The organism is Shewanella chilikensis, from assembly GCF_002836945.1.
GTDB classification, from domain to species: Bacteria; Pseudomonadota; Gammaproteobacteria; order Enterobacterales; family Shewanellaceae; genus Shewanella; species Shewanella chilikensis.
On record NZ_NIJM01000001.1, the window covers coordinates 93,105 to 117,927 of the forward strand.

General features: G+C 49.3%; 21 protein-coding genes and 1 other RNA gene. 7 read left to right on the forward strand and 15 right to left on the reverse strand.

Features of this window, described 5'->3' with window-relative positions; all coding sequences use genetic code 11:
* The 5 genes from CX651_RS00430 to CX651_RS00450 are packed head-to-tail and all read right to left on the reverse strand — an operon-like array spanning window position 1 to window position 7,296.
* Window positions 1-840 carry a helix-turn-helix transcriptional regulator gene (locus CX651_RS00430; protein WP_101052579.1) on the reverse strand — a complete coding sequence of 280 codons (840 nt, stop codon included), beginning with the start codon at window positions 838-840 and terminating at the stop codon, window positions 1-3.
* The gene (locus tag CX651_RS00435) at window positions 837-1,709 is read right to left on the reverse strand and encodes a DUF7281 domain-containing protein (RefSeq protein ID WP_101052581.1); all 873 of its coding nucleotides are present in this window, start codon (window positions 1,707-1,709) and stop codon (window positions 837-839) included. The genes CX651_RS00430 and CX651_RS00435 overlap by 4 nt, the downstream gene beginning before the upstream one ends.
* Entirely contained in the window at window positions 1,696-2,943 is a 1,248-nt protein-coding gene (locus CX651_RS00440; RefSeq protein ID WP_101052583.1) for a hypothetical protein, read from the reverse strand. The genes CX651_RS00435 and CX651_RS00440 overlap by 14 nt, the downstream gene beginning before the upstream one ends.
* On the reverse strand, window positions 2,943-3,572 hold the full coding sequence (locus CX651_RS00445) for a hypothetical protein (RefSeq protein ID WP_101052585.1): 630 nt from the start codon (window positions 3,570-3,572) through the stop codon (window positions 2,943-2,945). Before CX651_RS00445 ends, CX651_RS00440 begins: the two co-directional genes overlap by 1 nt.
* A complete protein-coding gene (locus CX651_RS00450) occupies window positions 3,565-7,296 on the reverse strand; it encodes an ATP-binding protein (RefSeq protein WP_101052587.1) in 3,732 nt (1,243 codons plus the stop codon). The genes CX651_RS00445 and CX651_RS00450 overlap by 8 nt, the downstream gene beginning before the upstream one ends.
* Window positions 7,297-7,482: 186 nt before the next feature.
* Between CX651_RS00450 and CX651_RS00455 the strand changes: the two genes are divergently transcribed.
* A protein-coding gene (locus CX651_RS00455; RefSeq protein ID WP_101052589.1) for an IS3 family transposase occupies window positions 7,483-8,633 on the forward strand; the annotation gives its coding sequence in 2 pieces (ribosomal slippage) (window positions 7,483-7,729 and window positions 7,729-8,633; 1,152 coding nt in all).
* A gap of 376 nt (window positions 8,634-9,009) precedes the next feature.
* On the opposite strand, the gene gcvP is transcribed toward CX651_RS00455, so the two are convergent.
* From gcvP to CX651_RS00485, 6 genes are all read right to left on the reverse strand, one after another.
* Window positions 9,010-11,898 carry an aminomethyl-transferring glycine dehydrogenase gene (gene gcvP / locus CX651_RS00460; protein ID WP_101052591.1) on the reverse strand — a complete coding sequence of 963 codons (2,889 nt, stop codon included), beginning with the start codon at window positions 11,896-11,898 and terminating at the stop codon, window positions 9,010-9,012.
* A 114-nt stretch (window positions 11,899-12,012) separates the two neighbouring features.
* Window positions 12,013-12,402, reverse strand: a complete 390-nt coding sequence (gene gcvH, locus CX651_RS00465; protein ID WP_025009008.1) for a glycine cleavage system protein GcvH — start codon at window positions 12,400-12,402, stop codon at window positions 12,013-12,015.
* Between the two features lie 23 nt (window positions 12,403-12,425).
* Entirely contained in the window at window positions 12,426-13,520 is a 1,095-nt protein-coding gene (gcvT, locus tag CX651_RS00470; protein WP_101052593.1) for a glycine cleavage system aminomethyltransferase GcvT, read from the reverse strand.
* A gap of 250 nt (window positions 13,521-13,770) precedes the next feature.
* Entirely contained in the window at window positions 13,771-14,982 is a 1,212-nt protein-coding gene (locus CX651_RS00475) for an FAD-dependent monooxygenase (RefSeq protein WP_101052595.1), read from the reverse strand.
* Between the two features lie 2 nt (window positions 14,983-14,984).
* Window positions 14,985-16,256, reverse strand: coding sequence for a 2-octaprenyl-6-methoxyphenyl hydroxylase (gene ubiH / locus CX651_RS00480; protein ID WP_101052597.1), 1,272 nt, complete (start codon window positions 16,254-16,256; stop codon window positions 14,985-14,987).
* Window positions 16,257-16,323: 67 nt separating this feature from the next.
* A complete protein-coding gene (locus CX651_RS00485; protein WP_028779383.1) occupies window positions 16,324-16,905 on the reverse strand; it encodes a UPF0149 family protein in 582 nt (193 codons plus the stop codon).
* 264 nt (window positions 16,906-17,169) lie between these two features.
* Between CX651_RS00485 and zapA the strand changes: the two genes are divergently transcribed.
* The 5 genes from zapA (at window position 17,170) to sodC (ending at window position 19,612) form a co-directional block, all read left to right on the forward strand.
* On the forward strand, window positions 17,170-17,478 hold the full coding sequence (gene zapA / locus CX651_RS00490) for a cell division protein ZapA (protein WP_039034557.1): 309 nt from the start codon (window positions 17,170-17,172) through the stop codon (window positions 17,476-17,478).
* A 40-nt stretch (window positions 17,479-17,518) separates the two neighbouring features.
* Window positions 17,519-17,699: non-coding RNA, 6S RNA (gene ssrS, locus CX651_RS00495), on the forward strand.
* Between the two features lie 7 nt (window positions 17,700-17,706).
* A complete protein-coding gene (locus CX651_RS00500; RefSeq protein WP_101052599.1) occupies window positions 17,707-18,363 on the forward strand; it encodes a 5-formyltetrahydrofolate cyclo-ligase in 657 nt (218 codons plus the stop codon).
* Between the two features lie 50 nt (window positions 18,364-18,413).
* Window positions 18,414-18,872 carry a hypothetical protein gene (locus CX651_RS00505; protein ID WP_101052601.1) on the forward strand — a complete coding sequence of 153 codons (459 nt, stop codon included), beginning with the start codon at window positions 18,414-18,416 and terminating at the stop codon, window positions 18,870-18,872.
* Window positions 18,873-19,090: 218 nt separating this feature from the next.
* A complete protein-coding gene (gene sodC / locus CX651_RS00510) occupies window positions 19,091-19,612 on the forward strand; it encodes a superoxide dismutase family protein (protein ID WP_101052603.1) in 522 nt (173 codons plus the stop codon).
* A gap of 99 nt (window positions 19,613-19,711) precedes the next feature.
* Here sodC and CX651_RS00515 read toward each other — a convergent pair whose 3' ends face one another.
* Complete coding sequence (locus CX651_RS00515) at window positions 19,712-20,665, reverse strand: DUF808 domain-containing protein (RefSeq protein ID WP_101052605.1); 954 nt, start codon at window positions 20,663-20,665, stop codon at window positions 19,712-19,714.
* Window positions 20,666-20,954: 289 nt separating this feature from the next.
* Here CX651_RS00515 and rpiA point away from each other — a divergent pair, with 289 nt between their 5' ends.
* Window positions 20,955-21,611: a ribose-5-phosphate isomerase RpiA gene (gene rpiA, locus CX651_RS00520; RefSeq protein WP_071475467.1), complete on the forward strand. Its 657-nt coding sequence runs from the start codon at window positions 20,955-20,957 to the stop codon at window positions 21,609-21,611.
* Between the two features lie 94 nt (window positions 21,612-21,705).
* On the opposite strand, the gene CX651_RS00525 is transcribed toward rpiA, so the two are convergent.
* From CX651_RS00525 to dsbC, 3 genes are all read right to left on the reverse strand, one after another.
* The gene (locus CX651_RS00525) at window positions 21,706-22,020 is read right to left on the reverse strand and encodes a cupin domain-containing protein (RefSeq protein ID WP_101052608.1); all 315 of its coding nucleotides are present in this window, start codon (window positions 22,018-22,020) and stop codon (window positions 21,706-21,708) included.
* Window positions 22,021-22,142: 122 nt separating this feature from the next.
* The gene (gene recJ, locus CX651_RS00530; RefSeq protein ID WP_101052610.1) at window positions 22,143-23,867 is read right to left on the reverse strand and encodes a single-stranded-DNA-specific exonuclease RecJ; all 1,725 of its coding nucleotides are present in this window, start codon (window positions 23,865-23,867) and stop codon (window positions 22,143-22,145) included.
* An 86-nt stretch (window positions 23,868-23,953) separates the two neighbouring features.
* Window positions 23,954-24,682 carry a bifunctional protein-disulfide isomerase/oxidoreductase DsbC gene (dsbC, locus tag CX651_RS00535; RefSeq protein WP_101052612.1) on the reverse strand — a complete coding sequence of 243 codons (729 nt, stop codon included), beginning with the start codon at window positions 24,680-24,682 and terminating at the stop codon, window positions 23,954-23,956.
* Window positions 24,683-24,823 lie beyond the last annotated feature (141 nt).

Here is a 24,823-nt window from a genome sequence, read left to right on the forward strand (position 1 = left end):
TTACCCAAATAACCAAGCTTTCACTTCGTCATAATTTTCTAAATACAAAGGTCTGACTAAGGGATTACCTTCCCTTATTTCCTTATCTATAAGGTGATACTGAATATAATACTCAGCCATAGCAGCTCTAACTTCTACAGTGAAGCTATCCCCCTTTCCTTTGTCCATCATAATTACCTGTTTCTGAGGTTCAGTTAAGGCGGGTTGCGGGGCGATTTTCAGTTTAATCATGGTCATCCAAGCTTCATCTTGTTCATACTCAACCTCAGACGGCTCATTCAGTTCCGCAGCAGTGATTCTACCAAGATGAAAGTCTCTAAATTCACTACGATATTCATCATATGCTCGGCAATGCCAACGAACACCACTATCAGCTAATGCAATAGGATGAATAATCCTTTCGATGCCATTGGGGTTGGTTAGAGAGTAATAAGTAGCCTTAACTGATAGCTTCTTGTTTATAGCTTGAGTTACAACCCTAACTATTTTGGGGTCAACGTTTCCAGTATGTAAAGGACCAAAATCGACAGCCAAAGCTCCCCAGTAATCGGATTTATATACTTGACTATTAATCCTTAAAAATGCCACATACTCCTGCCATGTTTCATCAATATAGTGACAGGTGAAACTAGAAGTTGGCTCATACTGTTTTAAGCTTTTATTATATTTCAATGAATTAGGATATAGGTCCCTATATTCAGTGAAGCTTTTAGTAATATTGCTAATGGTGACTTTAAATAATTTTGCCAACGTTGAAGCGTTTACACCCCCTTCCCAATACGCAAACATCTCGATTGCTTTTAGTCTTACTTCCTTTGTATTTAATCCTCCATTAATCATATGGTTTCTCCCACATTTTTAATTAACTTCAGGGGAACACCATGCGTGATTAGGTGTTCTTGTGTTATGGCCAACTTGTTATTTTCTAGGTTCTTTAAAACTTCTCTAATTTCATAGGGCGTATCAGGAGAGTTAAGTCTTCGTGTTAACTGTTCAAACTGATTCCCAAACTCCTCCAGCTTTGATTTGGCAATCACATCCTCAGGAAGTATGCTTGGAATGATCAGGTCGATCACTCTATGCTCAGCGAGCTTTAATGCCATGTCTATTCCCGCAGCATCATAGTCAAAGAACACTCCAACCTTAGTGTCTGGCCGAACTTTGCAAATTAACTCGTTTAAGTATTTTTGATTTTTACCATAACCACGAAATACGGCGATGGCACTTTGATATTCAAGCGGTAAAGAAGGAATGACTAGTTCCCAATTTGTTATGAGTTCCCCATTTTCAACGATGATTAACTTACTTATCTTAGTGACATCAATATCGCGAAGCTTCATGGAATAGACAATATTTGGCTGTGCTTCGATTGCGTCTTTAATTCCAGGGATGATTCCTCTGCCCGTCATTGAGAGCATCACTTCAAAAACGCCTCCAGATGCCCATTTTTCATTACTAAAAAAGGAGGAAGCCTCAAGCCTAGTTTCCACATCTAAATCGATGTCTAAAATTGACTTTCCCAATACCTTGTTAAAATAATTTTCTATTTCAATTAGGTTTGATGGTGTGAAATATATTTTTTTATTTCTGATTATGCCAATTTCGAGTTCTTGAACAATTGCACGCAGAACAGCCGATTCACTGATTTGACTGGGAGATCTTCTGATTAAATTCTGGGCAGCTCTTATAGTCTTTTTATCTAGCTTCATGAGCAACCTTTCTGAAGAGTATGTCTTTGACATATATAGCCCCATCGAAAGGCGCTATAATTTCTCTAACTTCTTCCACCTCAGCTACTTTCAGTACTGCTTTTCTCTGGGCCTCAAAATAGCTCATGATCATCAACATCCAATCTTCTGGAGTAGACTCTACATTCAAATTGTGAAATACAGCCATAGCGGATAGATCTTGGGTATACTCATCGTCGAAGATTGCATCAAAGAAAAACTCTACATTTTGTATGAGCGGGTCTAGCTCTTCGGTAATTTCTTCACCTCGACCATCTGTAATTTCTACCTTTTGCTCATCAACTCTTAATTCTAAGCTGGAACTCTTTGATTTTTTTAGAGCCGAGAGCGCCGCATTAATTAAATGCTCTTCATCTTTTGCACTTTCCAAATCGGCGAAACCACCTAGAGAAAGCTTATCCGCAATTGAGACACAAATAGGCAGATCAGACAAAGCTGAAATGCTAGGCCTGTAGCCTGGCTCTGATACATACTTGTTATGAAAGGAGTCGATAAGTTTATTGAGCTTTTGAGCGCTTTTATCTTTCAATAACTTATCCAGCATTTTTACGAGTTTACGATTGCTGGCAGCCAAGTCTTTTAAGCATTTGTCTACATGCCCTTTAAGCGCTTTCATCAGTAACCTTTCAAGTTGGAGATCTAGTCCAACCCAATCACTCATTTTCTCAACACTCAGTTGAGCAAATACTAGGTTTAGTTTAGTAATTTCGTCCTTACATCTCGTAGTAAGTTTTATTTTTTCATCGATATCAAATGCCACGCTAAATTCGTCACCAATAACGTGATGGAACATATTTACTGTCTCAGTGAGTGTGTCCATGAGTTCCATGACGATTTCTCTTGTCTCATCAAAGAATCTTTCTCCATCATTAAATCTACGTGACTTTGCTTGTTTATAGCTTTGAATTGAATTTTCTAAGTCATCAATTAATCCAGAAAAAGCACCATGCCTCTCTCTAAAGCGGTGCCTACTAGTCACATGATCGAGTAAACCGCGAACTTTACTATGGAGCTGTACTCCTAGGGACTCATCCAAGTAATAAGCCAGTCTATTTTTGCGAAGAGAGTCAATAACCTTCTCATTTTCTGGTGAATCTTCAATTTGCCCTCTGGCGACATAACAAGACTCATCTACGATCTCTACGTGTTTATTAAGAGCTCGAATTGCAGCCTTTGAATCTTCTTTTCTTCCCATTAAAACAACTCCGTTTGTTGCTCTACAGGTTCTTTCTCCTCGAAGCCGTCATACATTCGAATAAACTCTAGCTGATCATAAATCAGTGACCACTTTGCAGTAGCTATATACACTGAACCAGTATTACCAATGCTAGTGAAGTACTTTTCATTTTCTAAGAAGTTTAAAATAGAACGTAGCTTTGACTTCACCTCTGTAGATTTCTGCGCTCGATTAAATTGATGAGCAATATTGTCCAACTGCAAGTTAAGAGAAGAGGATTCCTCTATTGCTGACAACAATTCGGATTCATGTAACCTCATTCCTGCTTCAATTGGCCTAGACTCATTACCAGCATTTCTGACGAGCCTTAGCCAATTGATTAGGCCTTCCAAATTTACGATGACATTTTCAAAATGTCGTTCGACTGCATTTCTCTTTTTTGTTTCTTCAATGGAACTAAATACACAGTAAAAACCTTTCTTATCTCTAGTTCTAACTACCTTTCGACCTATTCTATGGAGAAAATTATTAATGCTTTCTTCATGTCCCGAATTATCTAAATAAGCGAAGCCCTCTGGATTCGTGACTTCACAAATAATATTTTGACTCAGAAGCTCCTCTACACAGTTCTCAAAGCGACTAGACATTAGCTTGCTCCTGTTCTTTTTCAGCTAATAGCTTAGATTTAAGCGGATTCTTTTTCTTAGCTTCGTTAGATACATATTTCTTAATTCCAAGATTTTTATCCACATGATTTTTCGTAGAAAAATATCTAAGAAGAACAACTGAAGGATTAGGTTGGGCACAAAACAATGAGATGTTATTCTGATCCATAAAATCAAATAAAAGCATCACATTTTCATCTGACAATTCTCCAAGCTCATCTAAAGGCCAATGAATGGTAATGTTTCTGTCTTTACATAAATAACGAGTCATTCCACAAAAAACTACAATCACTGCTAGTTTGGATATACCGGTACTGCTTATATTCTTAAGATCTGCGTCTGTTCTGATATTTACAGGTCGACCATTTTCCGTCATAGAGATGTCAATATCTACCAATGAGTCTATTGAGCTAGAAATTTTGCTTTGTTTTAGCTCCGCTATTACATTGGAAAATGCCACAATGAACTCTTTTTCAGGTAAGCTTTCTCTTCCTGTTTCTCCCCATTTATTCCAAGCACTATTGAAGCTCCTGAGATCTCCCCAAAGGTCAAACTCATCGACTTTGGATACCAACTCCACTCTAATATTGTCTAATGCATTAAAGTTATTTGAAGTGTTAATCTCTTTAACCAGCTTCGAAGAAACGTTTTTAACTTTTCTTTTTAGGCCATCGAGAGCTTGATAAAAGCGTATGTACCTTGCGCCCACAGTTTTTATTGACTCTAATATTACTGCTTTGATGTCTGGTATCGACTCTTCAATTAGCCTCTTTACATCAGTAACACTTTCAATATGAAATTCTTCCGAAAATTTATCATGAGGAGACAAAGCTATACGTTGCTCTTCCATGTTTTTCCAGATATGTAATACCTTATTGTTGGTACTGCCTGTACTCAGCAGTATGTCGCCAACTTTCTTAACAGCAGAACTGATTTTATGTCTAAGTTTATTAATTGAACTCAAGCATTCTTTCGAAGATTCAATCAGTAATTCTAAAGGGAATGATTCACCTAATTGGATTGGCTGGTGACCAATAGGGATCTTTTGTGTATGTAATTCTATAGATTCAAGAATAGAAATAATCGCTTTCTCTTCCTTTTCGAGCTTATCGTGCTGCTCGGCGAGGCTCTCAATATCATCGGTCAGGCTTTTTCTTGTTTTTTCATATTGCTCTTTTGCTAACTCAAGCTCTCTATGAGCCACTGAAGCCTTATCTAATAGGGCAGATAGCTGACTCTCGTAATTTTCTAATTTAACCCAAGCCGAACTTTCCCATAACCTATACTCCGAGATTTCCTTATCAAAAGCCTTAACTTCTCTATACTTGCTTTCAGATTGCTCTTTTCTTGTGCGGGCGGCATCAATTGTTGTGGGATCTATTTCCTTTTTCTTTAACTGACTATCGAAAGCAGCTTTTAAGTCGTCTAATCGTTTTTTTAGCTCTTCTTGGCTATTGGTAATAGAGTCATTTTTGACAGAAATCTCTTCCCGTAATAGACCTATTTCTGCCGATGCATTTGCCCTAAATGCAAGCTTGTCTTCCTGAAACTTAGCAGTTTCCACTTCTTTAATATTATTTGTTTCTAGCTCAAAGCTTTCGAGTTTTTTAGCCGACACTAAAATACTTACATTTATTTCTTTCTGTCGGCGTTCGATATTGCTATCGATTCGCTGTTTGGTCTTTTGTTGAAGCAAAGTACAAGTTTCTATTTCTTTCTTGATACGATGCTCTTCCCTCACTAAGCCATCAGCCTGTAGTTTTAACTTCTCGATTGATTTATTTTGATCATTCGCTTTTTTCTCAACCGCACCTATATCAGACTTAATATTTTCTATCTCTCTCCCTAACTCCTCTCTTCGTTGATTCAAAATATCATCAGATAAAGCTTCTTCAGGAGGCACTACATTTTCTAGGTTTATGCATAACCCAAATATGCTGTTTGTTTCAGCATCATCAGATACTTCAGGAGATAGTGTTCTGAAAGATAATAACTCGGGCCTCAAGACCTTACCTATAGACTCTCTCCAATCAACTATATTTTTATTAAGAAAGCTTCTTACGGTCCCATCGTCTGGATTTAACTGACGTGTTATTTCAACTCTTCTTTCTTCAGTATCTTCCAACTTTTTCTTTAGTCTTTTTATTTGCTGAAGCAAGTCCTCCCTAGCCACTTTTGCATCACGAACTTCAGCTTCACAAGTCGACTTTTTCTGGGCGATGTCGTATATAACGTAATTTTTTAAGGATTCAACTTTACTACTTAACTCTTTTAACTCCGAATCCTCAGTGTCTGTATACTTCCCTGCAATTTCATACTGAACTCGACAATTGTTCAATTCCTCAGACAATGACTTACTCAGGAGTGCTCTATCTTCGCTAACAGCTTCCATCTTTGAAGCAAATTCATCGCTCTTCTCTAGTAGCCTTTGTTCAGTAGCCACCTCAACTTCATGTAGTTTTTGGGTCAAGTCTGCAATTTTCTGGATTTCAGCTTTCTCAAATTGTTCTGAAGCTTTTTCTACTTTACGTACATTTGCATCATAAGCTTGCGTCTCAGCGCTAGCTGAATCGAGCAGCTGCTTAAAGTGTTCGGCATCTTGCTCTGCTCTGAATTTAAACGCCTCTAATGAACCATACTCCGAAAGCTTCGTGGCAATATCGACTTTTTCATCCCACCTTTCACGCTCATCGTAAATACTATCGATAAGGTTTTTCTTCGTTTCAGCTTGATTGGTTAGCTCTTGGAATGTTGTGTTGAGCACAGAAGTATCTTGGTTGTATTTTTGTTGTAGTTCACTTCTCTCAGATTTTAAACTTGAAATTCTCTTTGCCGCCTTCTCAAATTTATCTTTAACAGTGGCTAATTCCTGTTGAAGACTAGCTTGATAAGCAAGTAAGTAACTCCATGATTCTTTTAATGCTTCATATTGGTGTATGGATTCAGAAAACTTATCTTTGTGCTTATCTAATTCAATTAATGATTCAATACTACTCACATACTCTGAGTCGTCTTTGTGATAAGGGGCCTCTCCGATTTCAATCTGATCTGTAAGAAAACTATCAACCACCATAAGTTTAAATTGAGCTAACAGTTTGTCATGTCTCATCAAAACCGATGCCAATGACTCAATATGCCTCATTTGTGAATCATGAGTGCATAGAGAAAATTTATGAGCTTCCGGTGCCAAAGACGCTTGTGCTTTTCTTTTAACCCTTAAACGTTGCTTGTCGTTTTGTATGACCGAGCGATAATCAATACTGGTCGAAATTTGCTTTGAAACATCAAAGCTGCTTGCAACTACATCTTTCAACCAGTCTTTAACACTTGCAACTTTGTTCAAGGTATCTAATGTAACTTGATTAAACAGCGCTTCATTAGCTGAGCCATCAACAAACCTATAAGCCACTGCATCACGAGATCTATACAATACTGCACATTTGAGGCTACCTTCCTTCTTATACTCAAACACAATCATAGATAATTTTGTTGGCAAATAATGATCGACGAAAGATAACTTTCCAGCGGCCCTATCAACTACTTTGCTCGGCTCCATCCCATAAAAAACAGGTATTAAACTAAGTAAGGTTGTCTTACCGGCTCCATTTCCTCCAGTGTTATTTGTATGCCCCAAGCATTCAACTGGAGTTAGCCTACCTTTGAAGTATGAATGATGAAGATAAATTTGCTCTAACCCAGTTTCCATTTAAACACCCAGAACTTATATACATCGTTTTAATATACACCAAAACAATATATATGAAAGCTGTTTATTTAAACAGTATGATTTTTGAACATCTTGAAGAATGAGAACCAATAGTTACAACGCATTGAATCGACCAGATTTTCCTAGACACCAATAAGTAGTAAACTTTGTGTCCTAGGAGGATTAATGAGCGCTAAAAGATTTCCCGAAGAATTTAAGATACTGGCCGTTAAGCAAGTTACCGAAAAAGGTCATTCCGTCTCAAGCGTTGCCGAGCGTTTAGATATCTCAACTAACAGCCTTTACCTCTGGCTAAAACGCTATGGTAGCAATAGCGAACACTATCAAGAGTTATCAGAGCAAGAAAAACGCATCAAAGCCCTGGAGAAAGAGTTAAAACGTACCCAACAAGAGCGTGATCTGTTAAAGGAAGCCGCCGTGTACTTTGCGGGCGAGTCAAAGAAAAGTACACGTTCATAAAATCTCGGCTCAACCAATACCCCATTAATCTGATGTGCCAGGCTTTGCAAGTCCACCGCAGTGGCTTTCACTCTTGGCTTAAGCAACCAGAATCTAAGCGAGCTAAAAATGATAGGCGCTTAACAGGATTAATAAAGCAATCTTGGCTAGAAAGTGGTTGTGTATACGGTTACCGAAAAATTCAAAGCGATATGCGGGATTTAGGTGAGCGTTGCTCGAAAAATAGGGTCTACCGACTAATGCAGCTAGCTGGCATCCAAGCTCAGGTCGGCTATAAGAAACGCAAAGGCAACAATGGTTCTAAGCCCTCTGTTGTTGCAGATAATCAGCTTAAAAGACAGTTTGATGTAGTACAGCCAAATCAGGCATGGGTCACCGATATTACCTATATCGATACGTACGAAGGGTTTCTCTATTTAGCTGTGGTTATTGATTTATTTTCTCGCCAAGTCGTTGGCTGGTCGATGCAATCGATGATGCATACAGATTTAGTGTTAAGCGCCTTACTTGCCGCTGTCTGGCGACGAAAGCCAAAACAAACGGTGATAATACATTCAGATCAAGGTAGTCAATTTACGGGCTATGATTGGCAGCGATTTGCGGCCGAGCATAACCTGTCAATTAGCATGAGCCGCAGAGGAAACTGCCACGATAATGCGGTTGCTGAGAGTTTTTTCCAACTACTCAAGCGTGAACGAATTAAGCGACGAAAGTACGTAAACAGAGAAAAAGCGAAAGAAGATATTTTCGATTACATCGAAATGTTTTATAACAGCAAACGAAAGCATGGTTATTTAAATAATCAGTCTCCGGCTGACTATGATAGAACCTATTTTATGAACCAAGAAAATGTCTAGGTTAGTCTGGTCGATTCAAACTGCCTTATCAGCTGCTTTTGTAGTTTGAGAAGAAGTCCAACTTGGCTGCTATCCTGCTTAAGAACTAATAAAAGCTCAAGAGCTTCCTTCATTCTCCGTTCAGAAAACTTCATACTCCCTCTCAAATACTTGGATTTTCAAAAACATGTAGCCACATTACTAATATTAGAAAATGTAAGTCAATTAATGTTTTAGAGCTGTGATTAAAAAGCTGAGTAAAACTGACTTTCTTATAACAAAAAGGCGAACCATCAGGTTCGCCTTCTATACTTAGTTAGTTTCCAACTTCAATTTCAGTTTCCAACTTCGATTACGAGGTTTCCAACTTCCATTGTTGTTATCACAAGTAGCCATGTTACTCGTACTCAGACATGGGCACACAGGCACAAAACAAATTCCTATCCCCATACACATCATCAATACGATTCACGGTCGGCCAGAACTTGTTGGCCTTGACTGTGGCATTAGGGAATACCGCCAGTTCGCGATCGTATGGACGGCTGTCGAAGGCGGGATCCATGATGTCGGCTAGCGTGTGTGGCGCATTGTGCAGCGGGTTATTGTCCGCAGGCCACTCACCGGCTTCGACCCGGGCGATTTCACCGCGGATGGCCACCATGGCTTCGATAAATCTGTCCAGCTCGGCCTTGGACTCAGACTCGGTCGGCTCGATCATCAGGGTTCCGGCAACCGGGAAGCTCATGGTAGGAGCGTGGAAGCCGTAGTCGTTGAGGCGTTTGGCCACATCCATTTCAGTGACGCCGGAGGCTTCTTTCAGCGGGCGCAGATCGATAATGCACTCGTGAGCCACACGGTCGTTACGGCCGCGGTACAGCACTGGATAGTGCTCTGACAGCTTCTTCATCACATAGTTGGCGTTGAGCATGGCGTTCTGGGTTGATTCACGCAGGCCTTTGGCGCCCAGCAGCTTGATGTACATCCAGCTGATTGGCAGTATGCTGGCGCTGCCGTAAGGCGCGGCAGAAACGGCGCCGTTGTTGTCGCTTTCGCGGCCCGGCTTAACCAGAGTATGACCGGCAACGAAAGGAGCCAAATGCGCTTTTACGCCGATTGGGCCCATGCCTGGACCACCGCCGCCATGAGGGATGGCGAAGGTCTTGTGCAGGTTGAGGTGGGAAACGTCCGCGCCAATAAAGCCGGGAGTGGTCACACCCACCTGGGCATTCATGTTGGCACCGTCCAGATACACCTGGCCACCGTGTTGATGAATCACCTCACAGATCTCCGAGACGGTTTCTTCATACACGCCGTGGGTGGAAGGATAAGTGATCATGATGCAGGATAGGTTGCCCGCCACTTCGGCCGCCTTGGCGCGCAGATCTTCCATGTCCACGTTGCCGCGCTTGTCACAGGCCACAACCACTATCTTCATACCGGCCATCTGCGCCGAAGCCGGGTTGGTACCGTGAGCCGACTGAGGGATCAGACAGACATTGCGGTGCCCCTCGCCGCGGGATTCATGGTACTTCTTGATGGCCAACAGACCGGCGTATTCGCCGGATGCACCCGAGTTGGGCTGCAGGCACATGGCGTCATAGCCGGTGATTTCCACCAGATAGTCTGACAGCTCATTGAGCAGCTTTTCATAGCCCTTGGCTTGATCCAGCGGGCAGAAAGGATGCAGGTTGGCAAATTCCGGCCAGCTGATTGGCAGCATCTCGGCGGTAGCGTTCAGCTTCATGGTGCATGAACCCAGAGAGATCATCGAGTGGTTCAGCGCCAGGTCTTTGTTTTCAAGACGCTTGATGTAGCGCAGCATCTCGGTTTCGCTGTGGAAGCTGTTGAAGGTTGGATGCGTCAGAATAGCCTCATCACGCAGCAGCGCCGCAGGGATGGACTCACTGCCCTTGGCAAGGATTTCAGCATCCAGAGCCGCCACATCCAGGCCATGACCGGCGCCCAGAATGATATCGAACAGGGCCGCCAGATCATCAGCAGTCGTGGTTTCATCCAGGCTGACACCCAAAGTGCCTTCGGCATCGATACGCAGGTTGCTCTCGGCGGCAATGGCGCGAGCCAGCACGGCGTCTTTATCGGCCACTTTTAAGGTCAGAGTGTCGAACCAGCTAGCGTTGACCAGCTCAACGCCCTTGGCCTTGAGGCCGGCGGCGAGAATATCGGTCAGGCGGTGAATACGCTCGGCTATGGTCTTCAGCCCTTGTGGGCCATGGTATACAGCGTAGAAAGAGGCCATGTTGGCCAGCAGGATCTGCGCGGTACAGATATTCGAGTTAGCCTTTTCGCGGCGGATATGCTGCTCACGGGTTTGCATCGCCATCCGCAGCGCTGTGTTGCCGCGGCTATCTTTGGAAACGCCTATGATACGGCCAGGCATGGAACGCTTGTGCTCGTCACGGGTCACAAAGAAAGCGGCGTGCGGGCCACCATACCCCATAGGCACGCCGAAACGCTGCGCGCTGCCAAAGACCACGTCGGCGCCCAGGCTACCGGGAGACTTGAGCAATACCAGCGACATGATATCGGCGGCAACAGCCACAATCGCTTTCTGCTCACGCAGCTTGGCAAAGAGTTCACGCTGATCGTTCAGCTCGCCTGTCTTGCCGCTGTACTGGAACAGGGCACCAAAGAGTTCATGATTGAGCGCTTCCTCGGCGGGGCCGACGACGACTTCAAAACCAAAGCATTCGGCGCGGGTCTTGACCACATCCAGCGTCTGCGGGAACACGTCATCGGCAACGAAGAAGATATTGGCTTTCTTGGCCTTGGATACCCGTTTGGCCAGCGCCATGGCTTCGGCGGCGGCAGTGGCTTCGTCCAGCAGCGAGGCGGAGGCCAGATCCAGGCCGGAGAGGTCCATCGACATCTGCTGGAAATTCAGTACCGCTTCCAGACGACCCTGGGCGATTTCCGGCTGGTATGGGGTATAAGCCGTGTACCAACCCGGGTTTTCCAGCACATTGCGCAAAATGACGTTAGGCACTTCAGTGCCGTAGTAGCCCATGCCTATGTAGCTCTTGAATACCTTGTTCTGCTTGGCCAGGCCCTTGATATAGGCCAGACCTTCGGCTTCGCCACAGGCTTCGCCCACGGCCAGATCCCGGTTCAGACGAATCGACTCCGGTACTATCTGCGCCGTCAGATCTTCCAGTGACTCGGCGCCAACATAGTTCAGCATCTCTTGCTGCTGCAGGGCGTCGGAGCCGATATGACGACGGATAAAGAGTTCGTGCTGCTCTAACTGAGTGAGGGTTTGCTTGGTCATGATTAACCTTGTTCCATGTTCGCCGGTATCCAGCCGTAGGGAGGCGGTGTACCAGTCTCTTTATTTAGTGGTAAAACAAACGAAGCCCCGGAGGGCTTCGTTTTTCAGCGACGCTTATTCTTCGTCGATGACAGCCTGATATCCTTCGGCATCCAGCAGGTTATCCAGCTCAGACAGGTCAGAAGGCATGATACGGAAGAACCAGCCGTCACCGAATGCATCGCTGTTGACCAGCTCAGGGCTGTCTTCCAGCGCTTCGTTGATGGCAATCACTTCACCGGACAGAGGGGCATAGATATCTGAAGCGGCCTTAACAGACTCGGCCACAGCGCAATCCTCAGAGGCGCTGACAGTGTCGCCTACTTCCGGCAATTCAACGAAAACCATATCACCCAGCAGCTCCTGCGCATGTTCAGTGATACCGACTGTGTAGCTACCGTCTTCTTCCTTGCGGATCCATTCGTGAGAAGAAGCGTACTTCAGTTCGCTTGGAATATTGCTCATTATTCTTGTTCCTTTCCCGTGTTTTAGAATGCTTGTTTACCGTTACGCACAAAGCCTGGCGCCACTACTTTAACAGCGACGCGCTTCTTGCGCATTTCGACTTCGGCCGTATCCCCAATGGAGTTCGGTGCCCGGGCCATCGCAATAGAATAGCCCAATGTCGGTGAGAATGTACCGCTGGTGATCACGCCTTCCTGCTCTTGGCCGTTGGCATCGGTAAAGAATACCGGCATGCCGTGGCGCAGCACGCCTTTTTGCTCCATCACCAGGCCAATAAACTTGTCGGCTCCGGCCGCTTTGATGGCTGTCAGGGCTTCACGACCGATAAAGTCACGATCGCTCGGCTCCCAGGCAATGGTCCAGCCCATATTGGCGGCCAATGGGTTAATGGTTTCGTCCATGTCCTGACCGTAGAGGTTCATCCCGGCTTCCAGGCGCAGCGTATCACGGGCGCCCAGACCACATGGCTTAACACCGGCATCGAGCAGCGCTTGCCACAGAGCTTCGGCTTCTTCTGCCGGCACGGTAATTTCGTAACCTTCTTCACCTGTGTAACCTGTGGTAGCCACAAACAGGTTGCCCGCCTGCACACCGAAGAAAGGCTTCATGCCTTCAACGGCCGCGTTTTGCTCGGCAGTGAACACAGTGGCGGCTTTGGCCTTGGCGTTAGGGCCCTGCACGGCAATCATCGCCAGCTCAGGACGCTCTGTCACTGTGACATCATAGGGCTTGGACTGCTCGGCAATCCAGGCGAGATCTTTGTCGCGGGTGGCTGAGTTGACGACAACCCGGTAATGGGTGTCATCGAGATAATAAGTGATCAGATCGTCAATCACCCCGGCTTCATGGTTCAGCATGCCGCTGTACAGCGCCTTGCCGGAAACCTTGAGTTTGGCGATATCGTTGGCCAGCAGTTTACGCAGGAAGGCTTTGGCGTCGCTGCCGCTGACATCAACAACCGTCATATGGGAGACGTCGAACATACCGGCGTCCTGACGCACTGCGTGATGTTCTTCTATCTGCGAACCATAGTTGAGTGGCATCTCCCAACCATGAAAATCAACCATCTTGGCATTGGCTTCCAAGTGCTTGTTAAAGAGTACAGTTTTATTAGCCATTGTTATCCCTTCTAGTCGGGGCTTTACAGTGTCACCCAGGGGCAACACTGAGTTAAAATGCAGCGAAATTATACCCTGCGTCACAAATTTGTATACAAGTGATTTTTCTAATCCGAACTATTATGGATTAATTTTTCTCATGGTTTGCCTGTAATTTTTTTACAGCAAATCACAGTTAAAGCATAAAAAACGCCCAAGAACGACTGTTTTTGGGCATTTTCCTTCACATTCGGCTAACCGGGGATGAAGATTATTCAGGACGGCACAGACGCGGCAGCTTGAATTTGTGCCCCATGGCCTGTTGCATGAACACTGTTTTCAGCCCAGCGAAATTGTCCACTAAGTTGAGACCGAGATCGCGAATCGCCTTCTTCAAAGGATTACTGCCGGCAAACAACCGCTTGAACCCCTCCATGGCGGCTATCATCTCCATCGCCTCGGCCTTGCGCCAGCGCTCGAGGGCGCGCAGTTCGCCATAGGCGCCAATATCCTTGCCTTCACCGTGCAATGCCGCCACGGTTTCCACTATGGCGCCGGCATCGAGGAAGCCCAGGTTAACCCCCTGCCCCGCCAACGGATGTATGGTGTGCGCCGCATCGCCGGCCAGCAACAAACGATGGCGGGCGAAATGGCGCGCATAACGCATCCGCAGCGGAACACTCCGGCGTTCACTCTCCAGCTGACACAGGCCCAGTCGACCATCGAAGGCGGCGGTCAGCGCCCGGGAGAAGGCCTCATCATCCAAAGCCTGCAAGGCTTCGGCCTTTTGCGGCGGCACCGACCAGACGATGGAGCAGAGGTCGCTCTCATAAAGCGGCAGAAACGCCAGTGGGCCGTCGGCACTGAACACCTGGCGGGCACAGTCACCATGGGGCAACTGAGTGCGAATGCTGGCGACTATGGCGTGATGACCGTAATCCCAAAAAGTCAGTGGGATCTGGCACTGCTGACGAACCCAGGAGTTGGCGCCATCGGCAGCCACCACCAGGGCGGCACTGAGGTTATCGCCGTTATCCAGCGTCAGCCAGGCTTCACGCTCACCAAAGGCGATACGCTCAAGCCGGGTGTGTTCCAGCAGTGTCAGCTGTTCCAGCTCTGCGGCTCGCTGGGCCAGGGCGTAGTGAATGGCATCGTTTTCGATTATGGTGCCAAGGGAAGTCTCACACTGGCTCTGGGCATCAAACTGGATGCGCCCCATGCCGTCTTTTTCCCAGACATCCATTTTGCTGTATGGCCCGAGACGGGACTTGTCCAGATAGGCCCAGGCACCCAAGTGTTCAAGCAGCGCCTGGCTGGCCTTGTTGATGGCACTGACCCTCAGGCGCGGCGCACCCTCGACCGGCGCGGCACCGGCGGCATCTATCACCACCACCTTGAGCCCGGCCTGCTCCAAACCGCAGGCCGTTGCCAGTCCCACCATACCGCCGCCCACCACGGCCACATCATAGCTTTGGAAATTCATCGTCACTGACTCCTGGAAAACAAACAAGCAGCCGATTGCCTGTGCCACCCCATGGCTCTGTGGGCCACCGGGGTCTTGAGAGGTGGACACCAGGAGAGGATCCTGAGTCCCAAATTACGTCCGGCCACCAGCGGCCAGTAGTTGTTGGAAAAACCGCGCACCAGAAACTCAATATTGTTGATGGTCTGGCGTCTGTCCTGCTCACGGGCGGCATGATAGGCATGCAGCACCTGGGCTGCGCCTGGGTCAGTGCCTTTGGCCAATACCGGCTCCAGCGTTTCCAGCACAGTGACCAGATCCCTGAGTCCCAGATTGAACCCCTGCCCGGCTATCGGGTGCAGAGTCTGGGCGGCATTGCCCAAATAAAGCGTGCGGTGATAGATGGGTCTTGGCATGTAAGAGAGACTCAGTGGGTAACGGTGACGCTCCCCCACGGCCACAAAACGCCCGGCCCGATAACCGAAGGCCTGTTGCAGCTGCTGCAAAAACTCGGCCTGCGGCAAAGCTTGCACCCGCTCGGCCTCTTCATGGGGCAAGGCCCACACCAGAGAGAGCCGGGCCTGGCCGTCGCTGTCGCCCATAGGCAGCAAAGCCAGCGGGCCGTGCTCGGTGAAGCGCTCCCAGGCCATGCCATTATGGGGCTTGTCGGTAGCAACATTGGCGATAACCGCGCTCTGACCAAACTCAAACTGCTGCAACGCCTGTTGCTGCTGGGCACGCACCGAGGAGTTAACCCCATCTGCCGCCAGCAATAAGCGGCAGGAAAGCCGCTGACCATTACTGAGCGTTAAACTATGGCCCGCAGCCGAGGTTTGCAGCTTCTCGAGACGCGCCGGGCAATAAAGCTGGATATCACTCTTGCCGATGGCGCCAAACAGCCGCTGGCCGACCCGCTCGAGTTCCACCACCTGGCCGAGGGAGTCCAGCGCAAACTGCTCGGAGTTGAGTTCTGTCATGCCGAAATGGCCGCGATCCGAGACATGAATATCGGTTATCGCCGTGCCCAGGTCTGCAAGCAAAGGCCAGATACCGAGGCGCTTGAGTTCAAACACTGAGCCATTGGCTATGGCGATGGAGCGGGCATCGAAACCAGGATGTTGCCTGGCGGGATCGAAGGCCTCGATAACGGCTATTTTCAGCGGACGGGAGAGTTTCCTGGCCAGGTCGGCCAGCCCCAATGCCAAGGTGGCACCGGCCATGGCGCCGCCGACAATGGCGATATCCAGCTCAGTGCATTCCTGACTCACAGCTTGGGCGTCAACTTGCGGGTTCATCTTTCCTCTACTCAGGCACGCTCAATGGGTGCCGTCACAGAAAATGACCGGGCGAACGGGCGCCCTGTCAATGCAGCGTATTATTGTCTTGTGTTTCGGCGTCGAGATCAGGCAACTCTGGGCCGAACTCTGAATAGCAGAGAATGGCGGCCATGCGAACAAACTCCAGCAGCTCGAGATATGCACTTTCAGATTCGTCATCGTCGGCAACATCGAACTCTACCTGGGCAATTTCCGCCAGATCTTTGATCACTTCACGAACATCTTCCGATGCCTGATTCAAACCCGGTTGAATAATGGCGATGCCGGTGAGGAAGCTCTGAGTCCAGAGCGAGAGCGCCTCGACCCGCACTGTCAGAGGTTCTTCCTCTTCCGGCAGCAGCAGGGTGAAGCCAAAGTCTGGATCCTGCAGTCGATTGACGGTATCACCAAAAAGTTCGGTTATCAGTTGTGTCAGTTCGTCGGGCAGGCGCTGGCCGTCGTTCATCAGCTCGAGCAGTGGCTGATACCAGGCCTGCTCCTGTTGTGGCACGCCGCCACAAATCAGGCCCACCAAAGCGCCATGCACTTCAACCGGATGCTGACCTATGTCGGCGTTGTCGAGCGCACTGCGCAGGCTTTCGATACGTAATGAGGGTGGGGTTGCCATAAAGCTGTCCAAGTATTGAATTTACCCCCGTCATGCTAGCAGAGTTAGGGGTGGCGACCAAGACTCGAATCTTACCCAAGCTGCGAGCCAGGTCGTGCATTTGCAATGCATCCAGGCTTCGCCGTTTAGCTACTGCCGGGATTTTGCGCCAGGGAAGCTCATAGAACCAGCAGCCGACGCAACAAAGTGGCGCTTGTCTTGCACTTTAACGCTGAGCTAGATATATTCCGCCACAGAGCCAAAGAAAAGGATCCCGTGCGGAAGATGAGTAACAGTGCCATAGATATCACCCTGTTGGGGCGCACCTACTCCATCGCCTGTCCCCCGGGTCAGGAACAGGCACTGCAAGCGGTGGCGCAGAAATTGGAGCTGCAACTGGGCAAGATAAAGGCCCGCACCAACGCCATCAGCCGTGAGGAAATGGCTTTGATGGCCGCACTCAACATAGGCTATGAGCTCTATGAAGAGCAGCGGAAGAATCAAGATTATATGAGCCAAATGGATGACAGAATCCGTTTGCTGCAATCCACTCTTGAGCACGCATTGGTTGAGCGAAGCGCAAGAGAGGATTAAACTGAAATAGCACGAACCCTCACAGGTTCGACCCAGAATTTGCTCCCTGGGGTGTGCGACAGCTGGTAATGTCCCTGTGCCGATATTTTTAATCTCAGGGTGAATGTTTTACTGACATTGTGCATGCTCGGCGCGAACCGAGAAGCCTTAGGAGGTAATCATTTACCCGCCTTGAACCTACGGTTCAAGGGCTACACCGGCATCGACATTCTGGGGAGCATCCTCTTTATGACCCACACAGACTCAAGCAGCCAAAACCGTGATGGGCGTTGCAAGACGCTCAGGCAGGCTATTCGCCATGCCCGCAGGGCCATTCCCGAAGCCGAGCAGCATGTTGCCGCCCTCAAGGGCTGTGAGCAGTTTCTAACCTTGCTCGATGAACTGAGCGCCCAGGGCAGAGCCATCAAGACAGTCGCCCTCTACTTTAGCTGTGACGGCGAGCTGGACACAGCTCCCCTTATCGAAGCGCTATGGCAACGGGGAATAACCACCTGTCTGCCAATCATTCATCCCTTTGCCCCGGGGCGTTTACTGTTTCTGCGCTATCAACTCGCCAGTCAACTGCACGCAAACAGCTTTGGTATCCCCGAGCCCAGGCTGGATATCCGCAGTCTGGTGCCTTTGGCTGAACTGGATCTCATCCTCACGCCATTAGTGGCCTTCGACGCCCAGGGCAACCGTATGGGCATGGGCGGCGGCTTCTACGACAGAACACTGGCCGCGGCGCAGCAAGGCGACCGAACTGTGCCATTGCTGGCAGTCGGCTTTGCCCATACCCTGCAGCTGGTGGACTCCCTGCCCCTCGCCCCCTGGGATATCCCGCTGCCCTTTATCGTCACCCCGGACAAGCTGCATAGCTTCAACACTCTGACGGCTGAATCTTGACCCAAAAAAGTGGTATAAAGTCAGCCAGAGATGTCGCGGAGTAAGCAAGTATGGCACGCCAGTATCGCAGCCTTGATAGACCAGACAGTGCCCAGCGGGCCAAGGTTAAGCAGCAGATGCAGCGGGAAACCTATCAAAATATGCGCCGGCAACAGTCACGGCCCAAGGCAATGCTCGGCGCCTTGCTGGGCGCCATTCTTGCTGTATGGCTGTTTCTATTTATGGCCAGCAGCAACAGCACTCTGGTTTGGCTGTATATGCTGCCGGCGGTGGCTGTGGGCCTGGGTGCCAGATGGCTGGGGAAGTGTTTCGAGTGGCAGCTTTTGCTGCCGGTTCCGCTGATTACGCTACTGCTTTATAGCCTGGCACTCTGGTTGTTACTGCGCTTTCATGCCTCGGATCTCCTGATAGTGCCGCTTTGCTGCGGTATCAGCCTTTACTGCGCCCGCCGTTCACTGAGCCCCATGGAGCAAAGCGCCCTGTGGCAGGCCAAGCTGGAGCAACACTGAGACCTAGTTCTAGGCGGTTATTGCTGCTGAAATAGCTTGGTGAATTAGCAAATCCTCCTATGGCGTTGGCTTGAATGTCAGGGCCGGTTAATAACGTCCGCCCTGTTGGCACTCTGTCCAAACGACTTCTATGCTGAAAGCCATATATACAGCTGATGATCGTGCCGCCGAGTCGGCCTTGTCGTTTTTGGAATTCCACTCAAAGGAGAGAACAAGCGATGAAAAAGTCCATCCTGATCCCGGGTTGTTTGTCACTGGTGTTTGCCGCATCACATCTGGCCGCCGAAGAGGTCAGCATCTCATTACTGTCGGCAGATGGCCCAAGCCCCATAGGCAGCATCAGTCTCAGCGATTCTGCCTACGGCCTGGTGTTAACCCCCAACCTCAAGCAACTCACGCCCGGCGTTCACGGCTTCCATGTGCATCAAAATGGCAGTTGTGACACCAGCAGCAAAGACGGCAAGACGGTATTGGGCGGCGCGGCCGGAGGTCACTTCGACCCTGATGGCAGCGGCAAGCACGGTTACCCCTGGACAGATGACAATCACAAGGGTGATCTGCCACCGCTCTATGTCGATGCTGATGGCATGGCTTCCACACCTGTGTTGGCACCAAGGTTGAAACTGGCCGACGTCAAGGGCAAAGCGCTGATGATCCACATGGGAGGCGATAACCATTCAGATCACCCGTCACCACTGGGCGGCGGTGGCGCCCGCATGGCCTGTGGCGTGATTAACTGAGCCGCACCAAACACAAAAAACGCGGCTCAAGTGCCGCGTTTTTTAATTCAATTCAAGCCAATGTCTTTTTAGCTTTGATCTTTTGTTGGCTTGGCACGTTTAGTGGCTTTCGCCCTTGCCTCTCAAACGCTCCACCATACTCATCAAGGCCACGGCGATAGCACCGGCCAAAATGCCGAACAGGGCGTTGAGCAAGGTAGGTGTCAGCGCTGCCAGCACAGGGCCGACCACAGCCAGAGAGCCTACCCAGTTGGCAACATGGGTTATCTGCTCACTGACCCAATGCAGGCCATGGGTGAGAATACCGCCCCCCACCATAAACATGGCGGCGGTACCCACTATGGTGAGCAGCTTCATCAGCTTGGGCGCGGCGCTGACCAGCATAAGCCCAATACGCCTGAGGTTGTGAGCCGAAAAACCCTCGCCTCTACGCCTTGAAAGATACAGCCCGACGTCATCCAGCTTAACGATACCGGCCACCAAGCCATAGACCCCGATAGTCATAACCACGGCAATGATAGACAGAGTGGCCAACTGGGTCATAAAGGCTTTTTCCGCCACAATCCCTAAGGTGATGGCGATGATTTCCGCCGATAACACAAAGTCGGTACGTATGGCGCCTTTGACTTTCTGCGCTTCCCAGGCACGAATATCCTCGACCTCTTTCATGGCAGCTTCGACGGCGGCTTCATCGTCTGCTTCGGCAGAAGCCTTGCTATGGCTGGCCTTATGCCAGAGTTTTTCAAAGCCTTCAAAACAGAGAAACAAACCACCGAACATCAATAGCGGTGTAACGGCCCAGGGTATAAAGGCGCTGATCAGCAGGGCTGCCGGCACCAGAATAAGCTTGTTGCGAAAAGAGCCCTTGGCAACGGCCCATACCACAGGCAGCTCCCGATCGGCGCTGATCCCTGTTACCTGCTGCGCATTGAGCGCCAAATCATCTCCCAACACCCCGGCAGTTTTCTTGGCAGCAACCTTACTCATTACCGCCACATCATCCAGGATGGTGGCAATATCATCCAAAAGAGTCAGTAGACTCGCTCCAGCCATTTAAATCTCCTTAAACCAGGTCAGTTTTGCGCTCTAAATAGGTTCGGTATGCGACATATTCAAGCGGCACCAGTGCACTTTTTCAGCGCAGTACTGCCACATCAGCCTGGCCGTTCCCCCACCGGCTATGGTAGCGCATGGGCGCAGGCGGGCGCAGTAAAAAATGCTTAACCTATGTTGTTCTTCAAGAACTATTCTTCAGGACAAGATTGAGCGGCACTTTTCACTGCAACTCGGAGTATACTAGGGCAAGTTCAAGTGAATTTGTCAGAATCAACAGGATGGCATTATGACCCAAGATGAAATGAAGAAGGCGGCCGGTTGGGCGGCGCTGGAATATGTCGAGAAAGACAGCATAGTTGGCGTGGGCACCGGCTCTACCGTCAACCACTTTATCGATGCTCTGGCCACGATAAAGGCCGAAATTGAAGGCGCGGTTTCCAGCTCTGAAGCCTCCACCGCCAAGCTCAAACAGTTGGGGATCCCTGTATTTGATCTCAATTCGGTAGACAAGCTGTCTGTGTATGTCGATGGCGCCGATGAAATCAACGGCCACATGGACATGATCAAGGGGGGCGGCGCCGCGCTGACCCGGGAAAAGATAGTTGCGGCCGTGGCCGACAAGTTTATCTGTATCGTCGATAACACCAAGCAAGTCGATGTGCTGGGCAACTTCCCGCTGCCGGTAGAAGTGATCCCCATGGCCCGCTCCTATGTGGCCCGTGAGCTGGTGAAACTGGGTGGCGATCCTGTCTATCGTGAGGGTGTGGTAACAGATAACGGCAACGTCATTCTGGATGTCTATAACCTGAAGATACTGAATCCCAAAGAGCTGGAAGTGCAGATCAATGCCATAGTGGGCGTAGTGACCAATGGTCTATTCGCCAACCGTGGCGCCGATGTGCTACTGGTGGGCACCCCAGAAGGGGTTAAAACCATCAAGTAAGCCCTAAGCTTGAATGCCAAAAGCCGCCTGCTGGCGGCTTTTTTGTGGAAAATTGAGCGGATTGCAGAGCAAGAGCAGAGCAAGAACCGTCGGTTCAGGAGTAAAAAATGGCCAACCAGACGCTGGTTTGATCCTCGGCGGTCCAGCTGACTCTGTGGCGTACATGAGCGGGGATATTGAGCCAGTCCCCCGGGTTCAGGCTCACTTCTGAACCATCTTGATATTGCAGCCGGGCGGCGCCCTGCAGCAGCAATACCCATTCATGCTGCGCTTGATCGTACCATTGCCCTTCGGGCGTTACCTGACCGTGGGACAGAATGCGCTCAATTTTAAGATCCGGCGTAGCCAAAAGCGCGTCAAACTGCTCGGCATCGAGCTGCTTGGGTATGTTGGCAAACAGATTATTCATCTTGCTCTCCTGCGACATATGAGCCGTTACTCAGCCTGTCTCTATCTTAAATAGACCCCGGTTTGCACTTGGTTTTGCTGCCTGTTTTACTGCCTGTTTTACTGATTGTTTTACTGCTTGTTTTACAGGGGCTCCAGCTGCTCAACCAGCAACTGCAGGTTACTGTTGCCGCGAAACTCGTTCACATCCAGCTTATACAGCAGGCGCACATGATTGATGCTGGCATCGGGCCAGGTCTTGAGATCCACATTGAAGGCGATGGCATCGGCCATGATCCGGCCGCACTCAGTCTCCAGCACCAGTTTAAGGTGTTTCTCTGCCACCAGTCTCTGCTGCAGAATTCTGAAATGGCCATCAAATAGCGGCTCGGGGAAGGCCTGGCCCCAGGGACCGGCATCTCTGAGCAGTTGCGCCGTATCCAGGGTAAAGCATTCAAGCGGCAATTCACCGTCGGAGAATAGCTCGCCATTGAGATCTTCCAGGGTCAGCAGCTCACGGACACAGGTGTCAAAGGCCTCGGCAAACTGCTCGAAGGCATCCTTACGCAAAGACAGCCCGGCGGCCATGGCATGACCACCGAACTTGAGGATCATTCCGGGATGACGGGCATTGATAAGCTCCAGCAGATCGCGCATATGCAGCCCCTTGATGGAGCGGGCTGAGCCCTTGATTTCAGTGTCGCTGGCTTCGGCAAAGGCGATTACCGGGCGGTGAAACCTGTCTTTAATCCGGGAAGCCAGAATACCTATCACCCCCTGATGCCAGTCCGGCTGATACAGGGCTATGCCCCAGGGCTGTTCACTCTCTTTGAGCTGCAGCGCCTCCAGGCTCTTCATCGCTTCTTGCTGCATGCCGGTTTCCAGCTCGCGGCGCTCGGCATTGAGGCCATCGAGCTCGGCCGCCATCCTTCTTGCCTTGAGCATGTCATCACACAAGAGGGTTTCGACCCCGAGTGCCATCTCATCCAGCCTTCCGGCGGCGTTGAGTCTGGGGCCAACCGCAAAGCCGAAATCGGCGGCCACCAAACGCGCCGGATTGCGGCGGGCCACCTCCAGCAAGGCGGTGATCCCCGGACGACAGGCGCCGTTTCGCACCCGTTTGATACCGGCATCCACCAAAATACGGTTGTTGGCATCGAGCGACACTACATCGGCCACTGTGCCCAGGGCCACCAAGTCCAGCAATACGCTCAAGTTGGGCTCGGCCAAGGCATGATTAACAAACCAGTGACGTTTTCTCAGCTCGGCCCGCAGTGCCAACATCAGATAGAAAGCCACCCCGACCCCGGCAATCGACTTGGAAGCGAAGCTGCAACCGGGTTGGTTGGGGTTAATGATGGCATCGGCCTCGGGTAATTCATTGCCCGGCAAATGGTGATCTGTGATGACAACCGTCATCCCCAGCGCCTTGGCAGCCCTGACGCCTTCGATGGAGGAGATACCGTTATCGACAGTGATTAGTAGCTCGGCGCCCTTGCCGTGCGCCACTGCCACTATTTCAGGGCTGAGGCCATAGCCATAATCGAAACGATTGGGGATCAGATAATCACAGTTTTCCATTCCCATCATTCTGAGCGCCAACAGACACACACTGGTGGAGGTGGCGCCATCGGCATCGAAATCACCCATGATCAGAATACGGCGATTGGCCGCGATGGCATCGGCCACCAGCTCGGCCCCTTGCTGCAAGCCCAGCATGGTATCCGGCCTGAGCAGACGTTTGAGCACCAACTCGCACTCGGGAGCCTGAACGCCGCGACAGGCGTAAATCTGTTTTAAAAGCGGATGTAGATTTGCGGGTAAATGGCTGTCGTCCACCCTGGGACGACGGACGATTTTGTGGATCACTGTGGGCTATTCTTGAAAATGGCTTTGCCGGGCAAGATAACAAAAAGGCGAGTGGGTTGCTCGCCTTTTTGAATGGGATTTTTCGATTACTGCTGAGCACGCTCAAGATTATACAACAACTCTTTCGGTGGCTGATAACCCGGGATCAGGCTGCCATCTTCGAGGATAACCGCCGGAGTACCATTGATGCCGAAACTCATCCCCAGTTGATACTGCCCAGGAATATTGGCATCGCACTTAGCCATTTTGATACTCTTGCCGGCCTTGGCATCATCCATGGCCTTGTGAGGATCCTTGGCACACCAAACCGCTTCCATCTCCTGGGCGTTGGGTGAAGGTACGCCCTGGCGGGGATAAGCCAAATAGCGCACTGTTATCCCCAAATCATTGTATTCCTGCATCTGGTTATGCAGCTTACGGCAATAACCACAGGTGATATCGGTAAAGACAGTCACCACATGTTTTTCGTTCTTGGCCTTGTAGACCAGCATCTTATCTTCAAATGGCTTAAGCATCTCGAGCCTTGGGCCAGCAAGCGCCGCCTCGGTGAGGTTTTTCATCCCTTGATTCATATCATAAACATTGCCATGCAGCAGCTTGGAACCATCTTTGCTGATATAGAGTACGCCACGGTTGGTGATTGCCTGATACAAACCTGGAATGGGTGAATCTGCCATAGAGATCACTTCAATACCCAAGGTGTCACTGAGCTTTTGCTTCAGTTGATCATCCGGCTCGGAAGCCGCTGAGGCGACACCGACAAAGGGTGTAACCGCCAGCGCCAGACACAGGGAAAATGCACGGGTTAACTTCATTGGAAATCCTATCTTATTTGGGCCTGATTGGGTTTTATCGTCTTTCATCAGACCGGGCCAGAGGCTGAAAAGTTACAGGCTGTTGTCAGTTAAAGCAACTAATACCATCTTATACAAGAGCTTGCTCCCATCAAAGCCTTC